This is a genomic window from Porcincola intestinalis (genome assembly GCF_009696445.1).
GTDB classification, from domain to species: Bacteria; Bacillota; Clostridia; order Lachnospirales; family Lachnospiraceae; genus Porcincola; species Porcincola intestinalis.
Genome location: NZ_VULZ01000013.1, coordinates 62183 through 76612, shown reverse-complemented (window position 1 = coordinate 76612; position 14430 = coordinate 62183). Strand labels below are relative to the sequence as shown.

At 51.7% G+C, this 14430-nt stretch carries 11 protein-coding genes; 3 read left to right on the top strand and 8 right to left on the bottom strand.

Annotated features, from left to right (window positions below):
* Positions 1-32: 32 nt before the first annotated feature.
* The 7 genes from glyA to FYJ35_RS11525 form a co-directional block, all read right to left on the bottom strand.
* The gene (glyA, locus tag FYJ35_RS11555; protein ID WP_154526696.1) at positions 33-1271 is read right to left on the bottom strand and encodes a serine hydroxymethyltransferase; all 1239 of its coding nucleotides are present in this window, start codon (positions 1269-1271) and stop codon (positions 33-35) included.
* A gap of 79 nt (positions 1272-1350) precedes the next feature.
* Entirely contained in the window at positions 1351-2004 is a 654-nt protein-coding gene (locus FYJ35_RS11550) for a CPBP family intramembrane glutamic endopeptidase (protein WP_154526694.1), read from the bottom strand.
* An 8-nt stretch (positions 2005-2012) separates the two neighbouring features.
* Positions 2013-5054, bottom strand: coding sequence for a hypothetical protein (locus tag FYJ35_RS11545; protein WP_154526692.1), 3042 nt, complete (start codon positions 5052-5054; stop codon positions 2013-2015).
* A gap of 106 nt (positions 5055-5160) precedes the next feature.
* Complete coding sequence (locus tag FYJ35_RS11540) at positions 5161-6852, bottom strand: serine/threonine-protein kinase (protein ID WP_154526690.1); 1692 nt, start codon at positions 6850-6852, stop codon at positions 5161-5163.
* 202 nt (positions 6853-7054) lie between these two features.
* Positions 7055-8833 carry an arginine--tRNA ligase gene (gene argS / locus FYJ35_RS11535; RefSeq protein WP_154526688.1) on the bottom strand — a complete coding sequence of 593 codons (1779 nt, stop codon included), beginning with the start codon at positions 8831-8833 and terminating at the stop codon, positions 7055-7057.
* 1 nt (position 8834) lies between these two features.
* A complete protein-coding gene (locus FYJ35_RS11530; RefSeq protein ID WP_154526686.1) occupies positions 8835-10196 on the bottom strand; it encodes a replication-associated recombination protein A in 1362 nt (453 codons plus the stop codon).
* A gap of 2 nt (positions 10197-10198) precedes the next feature.
* Positions 10199-10843 (bottom strand): hypothetical protein, encoded by a 645-nt coding sequence (locus FYJ35_RS11525; protein WP_154526684.1) that lies wholly within the window; start codon positions 10841-10843, stop codon positions 10199-10201.
* 198 nt (positions 10844-11041) lie between these two features.
* Between FYJ35_RS11525 and FYJ35_RS11520 the strand changes: the two genes are divergently transcribed.
* Both FYJ35_RS11520 and FYJ35_RS11515 read left to right on the top strand, forming a co-directional pair.
* Positions 11042-11221 carry a DUF4250 domain-containing protein gene (locus FYJ35_RS11520; protein ID WP_154526682.1) on the top strand — a complete coding sequence of 60 codons (180 nt, stop codon included), beginning with the start codon at positions 11042-11044 and terminating at the stop codon, positions 11219-11221.
* A 34-nt stretch (positions 11222-11255) separates the two neighbouring features.
* Complete coding sequence (locus FYJ35_RS11515; protein WP_154526680.1) at positions 11256-11741, top strand: flavodoxin family protein; 486 nt, start codon at positions 11256-11258, stop codon at positions 11739-11741.
* Between the two features lie 80 nt (positions 11742-11821).
* On the opposite strand, the gene FYJ35_RS11510 is transcribed toward FYJ35_RS11515, so the two are convergent.
* On the bottom strand, positions 11822-13540 hold the full coding sequence (locus FYJ35_RS11510; protein ID WP_154526678.1) for a hypothetical protein: 1719 nt from the start codon (positions 13538-13540) through the stop codon (positions 11822-11824).
* A 185-nt stretch (positions 13541-13725) separates the two neighbouring features.
* Here FYJ35_RS11510 and FYJ35_RS11505 point away from each other — a divergent pair, with 185 nt between their 5' ends.
* Complete coding sequence (locus tag FYJ35_RS11505; protein ID WP_154526676.1) at positions 13726-14418, top strand: ATP-binding cassette domain-containing protein; 693 nt, start codon at positions 13726-13728, stop codon at positions 14416-14418.
* The last annotated feature ends 12 nt before the right edge of the window (positions 14419-14430 follow it).

The window sequence follows — 14430 nt, the reverse complement described above, 5'->3', positions numbered from 1 at the left end:
CGGGATTGTCATATAACATCCGTACGCTTCACTCAGCTCAGCGGATACCGGGCTGTCAGCGCTTTCACAAGTTTCCTGCAGGCTTCCGCCTGTGCATCTCCTTCCAGAATTGTCTTCGCGATCACATCCGCTACAACATCAAAGTCTGCTTCCTTCAGCCCTCTTGTCGTCGCCGCAGGTGTTCCGAGGCGGAGTCCGGATGTGATAAACGGGGACTGCGGATCATTCGGGATAGTGTTCTTGTTGGCAGTGATTCCGACTGCATCCAGCGCAGTCTCCACTTCCTTCCCTGTCTTCCCTGTATTCGTCAGATCTACCAGCATCAGATGATTATCTGTTCCCCCGGAGACAAGGCGGATTCCTCTTTTTGTCAGTCCGTCTGCAAGAGCCTTTGCATTCTTCACCACCTGGCTGCAATATACTTTGAAATCCGGCTGAAGCGCCTCTTTGAAACAGACAGCCTTGGCTGCAATCACATGCTCCAGAGGGCCTCCCTGGATGCCTGGGAACACAGCCTTGTTAAGCTTGTGCTTCTTCGCAAACTCCTCACTGGACAGAATCAGCCCTCCGCGCGGTCCGCGAAGCGTCTTGTGGGTTGTCGTCGTCACAACATCCGCATACGGGAACGGGCTCGGATGAAGTCCTGTTGCAACCAGTCCTGCTATATGGGCTATGTCAACCATCAGATAGGCGCCCACACGATGCGCAATCTCCGCAAACCGCTGAAAATCAATGATCCTCGGATATGCGCTTGCCCCCGCAATGATCAGCTTTGGTTTCGATTCCTCTGCAATCCGCTCAACTTCATCATAATCAATATATCCATCTGCGTTGACTCCATAAGGAACAACGTGGAAATAAGCTCCTGAAAAATTAGCCGGGCTTCCGTGTGTCAGATGTCCTCCTTCTGATAAATTCATGCCCATCAGTGTATCTCCCGGCTTCAGAAGGGCGAACTCCACCGCCATGTTGGCCTGTGCACCGGAGTGAGGCTGGACATTGGCATATGTGCAGCCAAAGAGCTGCTTTGCTCTTTCCCTGGCAATGTCTTCGATGACATCCACGCACTCGCAGCCGCCGTAGAACCGGTGTCCCGGATACCCTTCCGCGTACTTGTTAGTCAACGGGCTTCCCATCGCTGCCATAACCGCATGGGATACCCAGTTTTCTGAAGCAATCAGTTCAATATGGCTGTTCTGTCTGGCAATCTCGGATTCAATTTCTGAAGCAACTTCCGGATCTTCTCGTCTTACTTCATCAAGCGAATACATAGCATTCTCTCCTTTTTATACAGGCTGAACCCAACATCTTGTGCATTTCTACAAATATAAGCAGAATTAATCCGAAAAGTCAACGAAGGATGTACTCTGTCAGAACGGATGCCAGGTTTGCACAGATATGGAGAAGAATCGGTGCCTCCAGGCCTCCCTCCATGTGCAGAAAAGCCTGTAGAACCAGTCCCATCGGAAACGCATAGAGCATCTGAATCGGGCTCCCATGAAGAACCGAAAACAACACAGATGTGAAAACTGCCGCCTTCCATCCTGAGATTTTTCTTCTCATGCTGCCGAAAACAAGCCCTCTGAACAGCAGCTCCTCACACACAGGTGTCAGCATACACAAAACGATCAGCTGCTGCCAGAGCGGTGCAGAATAAAAATGCTGCTGTACGTCGTCTGTAAAATACTCTGAAAGATGAAGCTTTGCTGTCAGCCACCCATAAAGCAAGGATAAAACCGCCCCGGCGCCCCCTGCTGCCAGAAGCCAAGGTCCTCTGCTGAGGGGCCTCTTTCTCTCTATAGGATAAGCCGGCAGCTTCCACCTCCTCAGCATCAAGACATAAGCAGGAATCAGCAGCGCCGACGCAGCACCTGCTGCGGCTGTATCCACATCTGTAAAGGCTCCTGTTTTTTCTGCTGCAGCCTGGAAGGCAGCCATGATGATGCCCGACACAAGCAGCCACAGAAGTATCGGAAATATCGCACTCGGGTTATTTTTGTCCATATTCCTTGTTATTTCAGCTTCCCCTCTCTATTCGTTTTGACCTTCCTGATAATGAAAAGACAGACTGATCCGCAAACAGACAGCAGGATGAGAGTCAAAATCGTTTGTCTGTGTGTCCATTTTTGTTTTTCTCTGCGACTATCCAGGTGGCTGTCCCCATGAGTGATCCGGGCGCTGTCCCTGTTCAGCGCACTTTCCTCCGCCTCGAATTGTCCGCGCCGATACCACTCAACACGCGTCACCTCTTCTTCCGTCTCACTGGTCTTTCTCCGGTCGGCCAGCTCCCTCGCACTCTCACCGGAAACTTTTCTCTCAGGAACCGCTCCGTTCCTTGAAATCAAGAGAGGATATTCTTCGGTCCATCCTTCATTGCCTGCCTCATCTGCCGCAAAAATCTGGAGACGCTGCCAGGTCTGACTCGCATCTAGTGTGATCTTGAGGATGCCGCCATTTCCCCGAAGCTGGCGGGCAGAGTATGTCATTAAGGGTTCCGCGTTCAGGTACACCACTGCCCGCCTGAGTGCCAGATTATCACGCACATGCACCCCGACCGTCAACTCATCCGCCCTGTATACGCCGAATTTTTCGATTCCGCTTACAAGACATTGAGGAGGTTCTGTATCTATGGCAAACCGAACCGGAAGATTCTGCCTCTGGCTGTCTGCATGATTGCCTGCCTGATCCGAGGTCATCAGTATGACATCATATACACCGCTTTCCTGAAATTGAGTTGCTGCAACCACATGACGGTATCGCCGTATCCCGGTATTTCCGGCTGCATGCGAAAGCATCTCCCGTCTTGCTTCTGCATTTGTCTTTTTCCCATCCTTCATCACAAGAACCGTCGTATTCTTGACATCACTGATGTTGGACTCTAAAAATACCACGTCAAATGGCTCTGTGTGATAATAGGTCCGCAGCTTTTTCAGGCTTTCCGGCTCAAGTCCATATACTGAGCCATGCCGATTGATACAGAATATCAGCTCCTCCCTCCGTACACTTCCGGCAAGATCCTGAGCGGAAACAGTCATATGATACCATGCATCCGCTTCTTTCGTATGATCGAAGTCTGCAAACTGTATTTCCACACCCTCCTCTGATTCTCTCCTACCGGTTTCTAACGGAGGCTTTCCGCCTGACAACGAGGAGAATTGAATGGAGGCCGATCCCTTCTGGTACCAGCGGTCCCGGATGGAACAGACAATCCGCACGATTCCGGAATAGGCTCCTCCATCCGAAACACCATCGACCTCAATCAGGGGGCTCTCATGATCAACAACAATCGGATTACTGTAGGCAGCTGCGACATTGCCTGCAAGATCCTGTGATTCCGCCTCAATCTGCCAGATTCCTTCCTCCTGAAGGCTAATGGCTGCCGCAGCATCTGGCTGTCCTTCAACCCAGCTGCCCGGATCTGGAAGGATTCTCTGCACCTGACTTCCCCTCCTGACCCGATATCGGACGCCCCTCATCCCGCTTCTGTCATCTGGCTGGGGGATCATTTTGACCTGGCAGCCCGACGCTGTAAACGCAATTCCATCGTTCATACGCGCATCGTTGATGATGAGACTTGCGGGCGGCACCTGTCCGTCTGCCATCACAGAAAGCTCAACCGGAAGGGATCTGGCAAGGAGCTCTCCCTTTCGGTTTGTCTTTGTCAGTCTGAACTGCAAGGTCCCATCCTCATTGATTTCATTGATTTTATACCCTCTGTTATAATAAGTGTTCTTCTTGATTCTGACCTCCAGTCCCCCTCCTCTCCTGATGATCAGCTTCTCGTCTCTCCTGACAATGCGCTCTCCTTCGATCTCAAAATGTACCCCTTCCCGTACTATCTCATGCATGATTCTGACAGAGCCCCTCCTGTACAGCGGACTCTTTTCATCCTCACAGAATTCATAGTTTTCTGTCGGATTTCCAGTCAGCCGGAGGCCGTCCCTTCGTTTCATGACAAGTGCTCCCTCATACACCGCATCCTTTCCATCCATGTACATCGGGCTGTCGCTCTGAAGCACCGCCTGATCGACCGTAATCTCCGGCGCTTCAAAATCCTCAGGGATGACCGCGTGTCCCTTCTCATCCGTCAAAAAACCGGTGACTTCTGCCCGTAAAATTCTGTCTGGCGGAACAGTTCCCCCTGTCCTGTCATTCACATCAGCGTTCATTTCAGGCTCTGAGGCTGTATCCGGCCAGATATAAGCCATCTGCGCCGGCTTCCCATACACCTTCTTTCCATCCGGGATTGTGACGGAAAGCAGTTTTTTCTTTACTTCAACCACCAGATCCGGTTTTGTAAAACCATCTGCAAAATGAATTCGGTCTGCCGTTTCCGGATCCTCCGAGGATATTCTGAACTCATAAAGAACCTTTTGTCGTCCTGCATCCGGGCTCTCAAGGCGGGCGTCACATATTACTGACACCTTCGGCGGCATCGGCAGCTCCTCGGAAGATGTCCTGTTTTCCTCTGCATTGACAGATGTTTCTTCGGAATCTGTGTCAGTCTGAGCGACCCTCCTCCTTATCTTCCAGCTGAATGCAATACGAATCTGGTCCGTTCCATCATAAATCCTTCCCCCTTCCGTCAGCTCCGGGTGGATGTCTGACAGAACAACCTCCCATTCCGGAGCCTCCGTTTCCTGTTGCTGAGGGGTTTCTGTCTCTCTGCCATCAGCCTCCTTCTGGTCGTCTGTCACCGGCTCTCTGTCGCCGTCTTTCAGTTCTTCTTCCGTATCCCGGTCTTTTTCTTCTGCTGATCTCCCCCGCTCTGATTCGTTTCTATCGTTCTTCAAGCCCGCTCCGGGATTCAGCCTCTCTGACGACGGGCTCTCTGTCTCCGGTTCTGTCTGCTTCTCTGCCTGTTCGGTCTTCTCTCCCGGCTTCCCCGTTCTTTCTCCGTTCTGCTTTTCTGTGCCCTGCCGCTTCCATTCAGCTGCCGGTGCACTGAATGCCACCGGACATGCCGTCACAAGCGCCAGTGCACAGATCAGCAATGTCCGTGCCGCTCTTAAGGAAAACTCATCGAAACGATAAAGACCTGTTTTATGATTCATCTATCCTACCAGACGCTCTCCATTCCCCACCTTCCCCTGCTTCTGCAGACTGCGAATCTCCACTTTCCCCTCATATTCTCTCCTTATCCCGAGTCCGCCGGGCAGCTCAGTTCTCCGTCTCCCATCCTTCCAGGCGCAGAAGCACTGCCTGTTCTGCTTCCCGGATCTGATCATAAACCTTACGGACAGCTTCCTTTCTTCCCGCATCCTCCGAATCACCTGCACCAAGGCTCAGCTGTTCTGCCAGTCTGATACGGTCCCGAATTTCTTCCCGGATCTGATTGGATTCAATTCCAGCCTTCCGCAAATCCGCAATCCGGAAGGCTACCTTCCAGACAGTGTCACGGATTCTATGCAGGCGAAGCAGGGAATTCTGATCCTGACCAAGAAATTCCTTCCCTTCTTTCAAGCCCCTCCACCACTCCAGAATGCGAACGGTCTCCCGTTCCTGCCCTGCCCCGTCCAGCTCCTCGACAGAGAGCATTTTCAGGCAGTACCTGGCTTCCTTCAGCCACCCTTCCTCCTCCGATGTCGCTCTGTCAGCCGTCTTTTGTCTGCTTCGTTCATCCACCATCTTCTCCCCCGCTTCCACCGCCTTTGCAAACCACCCGCCTGCAATACGACTTGCATCTGTGCCACTATATTCATACAGATACATGCCTCCGATCGCTGCTGCTGTTTTCCCATATGCTTCATGGTCCTGCTTCAGGCTTTCCTCATTCGTATCCTGACTGCCAAGTGGAACAGTATGGAGAATCTCCCGGAGAAACAGCTCCTCGCTCTCCGAAAACACCCCATCTCTCCCCGCATCCTGAAGATATTCAAGATAAACTTCCGGATTCCCCGGTTCCATGAATGCCGCTTTCCTGTACATCTCCTGGCTTTCTCCTTTTGTTGAAACCTTCGCTTCCTCCAGCAGCTTTGTGACGCTCCACGCTTCATCTGAGGAAAAATTCAGAGTATCCGGGAAGACGGTCACACACAGTGCAGCCGCCGGAAGCATAAACGCAAGCGCCGATAGAAGCTGCTTCTTTGCTTTCTCCCGCCCATAGGATCTTCTGACAGCCACAAGTGCTGTCCTCAGCTCCCTCGCACTCTGAAAACGGTCTTTCGGCTGCTCCCGCAGGCACTTCAGAATCACCGCTGAAAATGCTTCTCCACAGCCTGGTACCCTGTTTCCCGACAGATTTTTACGATACATTTTTCCTGATACCAGCCGATAGATAGCCGCCCCCGCACCATAAATATCCGTCCAGGCATCTTTCACAGCGTTTTTATCGTACTGCTCCGGTGCCGCATACCCGACTGTCCCCTCATTTGCCATCGGAAAAGGCTTTGAGAATGCTGCGCCGAAATCAACAAGTCTTATAGTCCCATCTCTCGCACGGATCAGGTTCCCAGGCTTAATATCCAGATGAAAAATCGGCGGATCCTGCTCCTGAAGATAACAGAGTACCTCGGACAGCTGGATTGCCGTTTCAAGCGTCTGCACCTCGGGCAGTGTCCTGTCCCCTTCCAGATATCTGTCAAAACGGATTCCGCGTATATATTCCATGATCATCCAGCAGCCCTCTTCCTCATTCAGGACATCATAGATCTGCGGTAAATGTGGGTTTCTCAGTTTTTTCATCATCCACAGTTCACGGAAGCACCCTCCGCTTTCTTCTGAAAGCTTCTTGGCTGCGCAGAACCGGTCCGTCCTGCTGTCAACTGCCAGATAGACTTCTCCGAATCCGCCTTCTCCCAGTTTTCTGAGCAGCCTGTAACGTCCTGACAGAGTGATAATTTGTTCCGGCATTCGACTCCTCCTTCTCCTGTTTTCCTGTCAAACCCGTGCATCAGGTATCTGAGAGATGTCTTTTCGGACACTGTGCAATTTTCGCCCCATAGACACAAAAAGGAGAGACTCCCTGCGAAGTCTCTCCATCCATGGCCACAGTATAAAACAAATTGCTTTCTCACGCAATCTCGAATTTCAGAAATTCTTCAGAGCATGGTCATCACATTTTATCCGGGGCTGAAAATCCCAGCAGGTCAATGCCCTGCTCCAGAACTTTCCTTGTCAGTTCCAGCTCTGCAATATAGCTCTTTCGCTGCTCCTCCTTCTCTTCTGCCAGAATCCTTGTCTCATGGTAAAAACGGTTAAACTCATTTGAAAGCTGGTACAGGTACCCGCAGATTCTGTGCGGAGCCAGCTGTGCACCAGCCTCCTCCACTGCCGGCGCAAATCCTGTCAGCGCCAGGCAGAGCGCCTTCTCCGCCTCTCCTGCTGCCGGAAGGATGCTGCACTCTTCGACTGCTTCTGCAGGCAGCTTCATTTCCGCCAGGTATCTTCTCAGAATCGACTTGATGCGTACAATGGTATACAGAATGTATGGTCCGGTATTTCCCTCAAACGAGGTAAACTTATCGACATCAAAGACGTAATCCTTGGAAGCCTGATTGGACAAATCCCCGTACTTGATGGCAGACAAAGCGACAGTCTGCGCTGTCTTCCGGGCCTCATCCGGATCGGTCTCATGGTTCTCCATGATTTTCCTGTACATCTCCTCATTGATGTCCCGGATCAGAAGCTCCAGGCGCATGACCCCCCCCTGGCGGGTCTTGAACGGCTTCCCGTCTTTCCCATTCATCGTCCCGAACCCCAGAAATTCGAGTTTTGTGTCATCCTTCACCAGTTTCGTCTTGCGGGCGCAGCGGAAAACCTGTGTGAAATAAAGCTCCTGGCGCTTATCGACAACATAGATGATTTCGTCCGGATCCCACTTCTCCCTGCGCATAACGATCGTCGCCAGGTCCGTTGTGTTATACAAAGACGCACCATCCGACTTCAGGATCATGCATGGCGGTATTTTCTTGGTGTCCCCTTCCTCGGCGACATCGACGACCAGCGCCCCCTGATCTACATGTGCATAGCCGTTCTTTTTGAGATAATCCACCATCCCCGGGATATAAGGCTGCGCATCCGATTCCTTTTTCCAAAGATCAAAGGTGACATTCAGGCTGTCATAGTTGCGCTTCAAATCCTTCACGGAAACGTTCAGAATATGCTGCCAGAGGGCATAGTATCCTCTCTGCTTGTGCTGCAGACGATAGGTGGCATCGAGGGCTTCCGCCTTGTATGCCTCATCTTCCTTCGACTTTCTTGTCGCCTCCGGATAGATTTCCTCCAGCTCGCTGATTGTAAATGGAGCCTCTTTCGGGTACTCTCCTGTGAAGGCTTCGTCAAAGTACGGAAGCTCCGGGTGTCTGTGCCGCACCTCCGTTATGATCAGTCCCATCTGAAGCCCCCAGTCTCCCAGATGGACATCGCCCAGAACATCGTTACCCAGATAGCGAAGAGTCCGCTTGATGCTTTCCCCGATGACTGCCGAGCGCAGATGGCCGACATGAAGCGGCTTGGCAACATTCGCTCCGCCGTAGTCAATGATAATCCTGGCAGGTTTCTCTGCCCTGTGTACCCCGAAATAATCCTCCTGCCCCATCTCCTGCAGATAGCTGCTCAGGAAGGACGGCGAGAGACTCAGATTGATAAAACCAGGCCGAACAGCCTCTGCTTTCGAAAATGCATCCATTCCGTCAATGATATCGACAACCGCCTCCGCAATCTGAAGCGGAGGTCTGTGATACAGCTTTGCGCCAGCCATGGCTCCATTGCATTGATACTCGCACAGATCCGGACGGTTGGACACCGTCACCTTGCCCAGGCTTCTGTCATACCCCGCAATTTCAAAGGCTTCCGACACATAGCTGCTGATCAGATCCAGTATATGTTCCATGTCAATTCTCCCTCTTGTGATGATAACCGCCTGCACTGTCTTCCGTCAGATCCTCATGCAGCCAGTTCAGATATCTCTGAATGGTCTTCTCATGCCCCTGCCCGGATGGCTGGTAAAACCGGGTATCTCCCAGTTCCTCCGGAAGGTACCGCTGCTTGGAAAAATGCTTTGGAAAATCATGAGCATACTCATACCCAATCCCCCGCTTCAGCCTCGAGGATCCGCCATAATGAGCATCCTGAAGATAGGACGGAATGGTAATCTTTGTTTCAGCAGCTGCCTTCTCAGCTTTAAAGATTGCCTCCGTGGCGGAATTGCTTTTTGGTGCAGTCGCCACATAAATCGCCGCCTCCGCAAGGATCAGCTGAGATTCCGGCATGCCGATCCGCTCAACAGCCTGTGCGGCAGAAGCAGCCACGACGATCGCCATCGGGTCCGCACAGCCCACATCCTCCGCCGCACAGATCATGATTCTCCTTGACAGAAACCGGATGTCCTCTCCGGCATTCAGCATTCTGGCCAGATAAAAAACAGCCGCATCCGGATCTGACCCTCTCATGCTCTTGATAAATGCTGATATGGTGTCATAATGCTGATCGCCGTCCTTGTCATACCTTGCCATCCGCTTCTGGATGCATTCCTGTGCAACTTCAAGCGTCACATGAATCTGTCCATCTTCGGACCGCTCTGTCGTCAGTACCCCCAGCTCCAGCGCATTCAGTGCCGCCCTGGCATCCCCATCTGCCATGTCCGCCAGGAAGCTGCAGGCATCCTCTGAAAGAACCGCATCAAAGCTTCCCATCCCGCGCTCCGGATCAGAAACCGCACGCCTCAAAATGGTTTCGATGTTTTCCTTTGAAAGAGGCTTCAGCTCAAAAATCAACGATCTTGAAAGCAAAGCTCCATTCACTTCAAAAAAAGGATTCTCGGTCGTTGCTCCGATCAGAATGATGGTTCCGTCTTCCACAAACGGAAGAAGATAATCCTGCTGTCCTTTATTAAACCGATGAATCTCGTCGATAAACAATATGGTGCGCCTGCCGTACATGCCAAGCGATTCCTTCGCCTTCGAGACAACCTCCTCCATATCCTTCTTTCCGGCAGAGGTGGCATTGATCGTTGTAAATGCAGCAGCTGTTGTGTGTGCAATCACTTCCGCCAGCGTCGTCTTCCCGGTTCCCGGCGGGCCATACAGAATGATCGACCTCAGCCGGTCAGCCTTGATGGCGCGATAGAGCATCCGGTCTCGTCCGATAATCTGTTCCTGTCCCACGATCTCATCCAGTGATCTTGGACGCATTCTCGAAGCGAGCGGTGCCGAAGATTCCCTCTTTTTCGACGCGGCATACTCAAATAAATCCATACTCAGTCATCTTCCTTCCCGGCAGAAGATGACTGTTCTTCTGGTTCGCATGCATCCTGGGCCTGCCGATTCAGCGCCGCAAGCCGCTCCGCCGTTGTCACTTGACGCTTCTCTCTGTCTGCAGCTGTTGGCAACGGACTCATTTCGTCCCTCTTATCTTCCGCCGCTTTCGTCTCATCATCCGCGGAAGGTTCCTTTTCATACTGCAGGCGCAGACGCTTTGCTGTCATAAAACAGACCAGATAGATCACCGCGCCGATCAGAGAGCTGCTCCCGGAATTGCCATTGTTCCTCGAATCTCCGACACCGCTCACCAGAAACATTCCGAGTCCGATCACTCCGACAAGATCGACTGCCGCCATCTTCAGGTAAGCTGACTTCTGAGCTGCCGTTCTGCCCGCAAAGCCATGCTTGAGCTTCAGCGCGATGACATCTGAAAACAGCCAATAAAGCACGATAAAGGCTCCGACAATTACATAGTAAACGACACCGATCTGGATTTTCTTCACGGCGCAGTATGCCAGATATGCAAGAATCAGCGCCGCCCCGAGAATGACACCAATCCGAATTCTCTGATCAATCCGAAATTCCTCCTCTCTCGTCAGCCGCTCTTTCTCATCCGTCTTTTGTTTCATCACACCTGCCATAACGCCTCCTGACAATGTCCCTTTGAACCAGCTGAAACGGCTGGAATCGTCCCTGGATCTTTTCTCCCAAGTATATCAGCCACTTCTCCGATTGACAAGAATGGGCCAATTGACGGAGCGACTCAATCCCTCTATAATACTTCATGGCTGTGCAATCATATTTCAGACAACCTTTCTATAAAAAGTAGGAGAATACATATGGGTGATCTTCCGGAAAGTCCGATGATTCTTCTCAGCTTTGTCAATACCGAGCTGAGAGACTGTTACCATAGCCTTGATGCCTTCTGCAAGAATCACGGGGCTGACAGAAAAACGGTTGAAGACAAACTGCGCTCGATCGACTACAGATACGATGCAAGGCTGAACCGTTTCTGCTGAATTCACGCTCACTGTACATGGAAAGGATACGTGTATGAGTAAAATTCTTGTCGTCTACTATTCGCTTGACGGGAATACAGAACTCGCTGCCAATCAGATCAAGGATATCACCGGTGCAGACCTGGAACAGCTGATTCCGGAGCATGAACCTGTCCGGAAGGGATTCCGCAAGCTTGCCGCAGGTGGTTTTCAGGCTCTCATCCACTATAAACCCAGAATCAAGAGACTCCGGCATAATCTTGAAGACTACGAAACGATTGTCATTGCCTCCCCGGTATGGGCCGGTACCTGTCCGCCGGCAATGGAAACCTTCCTGAACAAGGAATCTTTTTCCGGTAAGGAAGTTGTCATCTGCGCCTGCTCTGCCTCCGGTAAAGCAGACAGAATGATCGACCGCATCCGGCATTTTGTCGGGCGTGACAACACCGTCAGTGTCACCACCAGCCTTGTCAGTCCACTGAAGGATCCGGACAAGACGAGGCAGAGGCTTGAAGAATTTTGCCTTGCTTGGGCAGAGTAATACAACTCCATACAGGAAGGGGCACCAGGATTGAACACATCCCGATGCCCCTTTTTTTATTCATTACAATTTTTTTGCAGTTACTTGTCATGCCCAATATCCGCACCGCCGACTTCACCATTCTCCAGCTCACCGGTGCCATCGCGCTCAACTGTATTCTCTCTTGATTTCTCTGTCACGGCTTCCCCACTGGTCAGTGTATCAACAATGCTGTCAGGGACTCCACCTGATGCCAGTTTTCTGATCATCTTCGTCAGCCTTGCGTCCTTAATATACGCATCCCAGGTTGACTGATCATACACCTCCATTGCTTTTTTCCGGTTTATTTTCTTGACCTTTGCATGATCCGTTGCTGCTGCACTGGCAGTGACCGTCAGATAATCAGTCCCATTATACCGTCCTGTCACCTTGACTTCACCAGCCTTCTCACTGGAAAACACGGCTTCGAAAACAGCTTCGCCGGCTGTGAGGGAAAGACTTCCGTTCAGTTTCCCATGCCCTGCGTCATCAATCGCAAAATTCTTCGCCTCCAGCTGGCCCAGCAGCTGACCCGCGACTGTGAGGGAAGCCGTGCCATTGAACTGATTTTCTTCTGTATCAGCCTCCAGGAGAATTCCGGTCTCTCCGTTTGCGTCTCCGCCAAACTTTGATGCCGCAAGCGCAGATACAAGCGTACCAAGATCAAACTGAATCGCCGCATGGATATCGTGCACCAGCATCTTCAATGTAAACAGATTTACCTCTACGCCAGAATACAGCAGGTTCAGATCAAGGCTTGCCAGCCGTCCCTCCCCGTCCATTCCATACGTCAGAGAAAAGCCCGGAACTTTCGAGAGAACCCCTTCATCTGCCTTTTTTAATAGGCCCTGATACCCCTTGTACAGCGTCTCCTGATCAAACAGTCCATCTGATTTGACTGCCGTCACGATCGTGTTTGCGGCATCCACCGAAAAGTCGCTCTTCAATATCTTCCGTACCAGGCTGTCGTCTGCAAGCGCATCCCGGCTGGCAGAAAGGATCTTTGACATTGCATCCTGATCGACTGTGATAGTGTGTGTACTGATTGCCTCGGAAAGCGCCCCCGCTGTGACAGTCACCTTCTCATGGTCAACCTGCTCCGCGTTCTGTGCGAACACATCCGCATAACGCTTCGAAAAAGCCGTCAACTCCTCCGGCTGAATCCCCTTCACCAGATCCGTTCCCTCCTGGAGAAGCTTCATATAGCTGGCCTTGAAGTTCCCGGCAGCTTTTACGGCCTTCTTCCCGGCGGTACTTTTCCCTGCCGTTTGAGCAGCAGCACCCTGAGCTGCTGACGCCAGCTTTTTCAGATCGACGGCAAACGGCGTCTTCCGAAACTGCGGACAGACCAGATAGACAATCTGGTCATTCACGTCAACAGATATGCTTCCGTCATAAAGATCGGTTCCGTTGAGTGAAAGCGTGCCGGATGCATCAATGCCTCCGTCGTCGTTTCCGGATGATGTTCCTGTGAAGGCCGCTTCCTTTGCCCAGGACATGTCAAAACCCTTCGCTGCACTGGAAATGGCTTCCCGCATCGGCTCCTCAAAGCTTACATCGAGCGAAAGATCATATCCTCTGGATAGAATCTGTCCGATCACCTGGGAGAGCGCTTCCGTCTCCGTCTCGTTCCCCGCTGCGGATCCTTCCGTGCTTTCTGTAGAAGCTCCCGGATGTGACTCTGAATCCGGCTGTGATGCAATGGCTGCCGGAAGGACAAATGACAGGGCAATCACCGCTGCAAGCGCATATGCCCAGAACAACCTGCGTCTGTGTTTCATATACCTGCCTCCTTGATGAGTACGACCAATATATCAGACTTATTCAGGGATTACAACTGTAAGAGTGCCCAACAATTACACACGATTCTGTCACAGATAAAAACATTTTCCTGTGTGCACCCCTGTTCCTTCTATGTTAAAGTAGGAGAGACACAGTTCAATGAGAGATCGTCACTGAGGCATATATGAAAATCCAGATATCCCATATCCGAAAAAGCTACCGGCACAAAGAAGTTCTGAAGGATATTACGTTCTCCGCATTCTCAGGAACCTCAATCGGCATTCTCGGGGAGAATGGCTGCGGAAAGTCGACATTGCTCGGAATCCTTGCAGGTGCACTGAAGGCTGATGAAGGGGAATTTCTTCTTGAAGAGCCCTCTCTCTCGGAGACCGGCGATCTTCTCCACCGCCCTGCTCTTCGTTCGCATGTAGTCGGCTACGTTCCCCAAACCACACCGCTCCTTGAGGAGCTTTCTGTGAAAGACAACCTGCGCCTGTGGTACCCCGGAGGCAGTGACACCCTTTCGCAGGAGCTGAAGTCCGGTGTACTGAGAGACCTGCAGGTTCACGACTTTCTGAACCGCCAGGTTCTGAAGCTGTCCGGCGGCATGAAAAAAAGGGTTTCCATCGGCTGTGCAGTTGCCAACCACCCGCAGATTCTGATCCTGGATGAACCAGGCGCGGCGCTGGACCTGGTCTGCAAGCAGGTCATTCTCGACTACCTGCAGGGATTCTGCAGACAGGGTGGCATTGTCATCATGGCCTCCCATGAGATCCAGGAAATTGTCTCCTGCTCCAGGACCTTCATTCTGAAGGATGGCACTCTGAAACCATATACATTTGACGGCGACATCGGCAAGCTGGTTCATGCACTCTGACCGGAAGTGAAA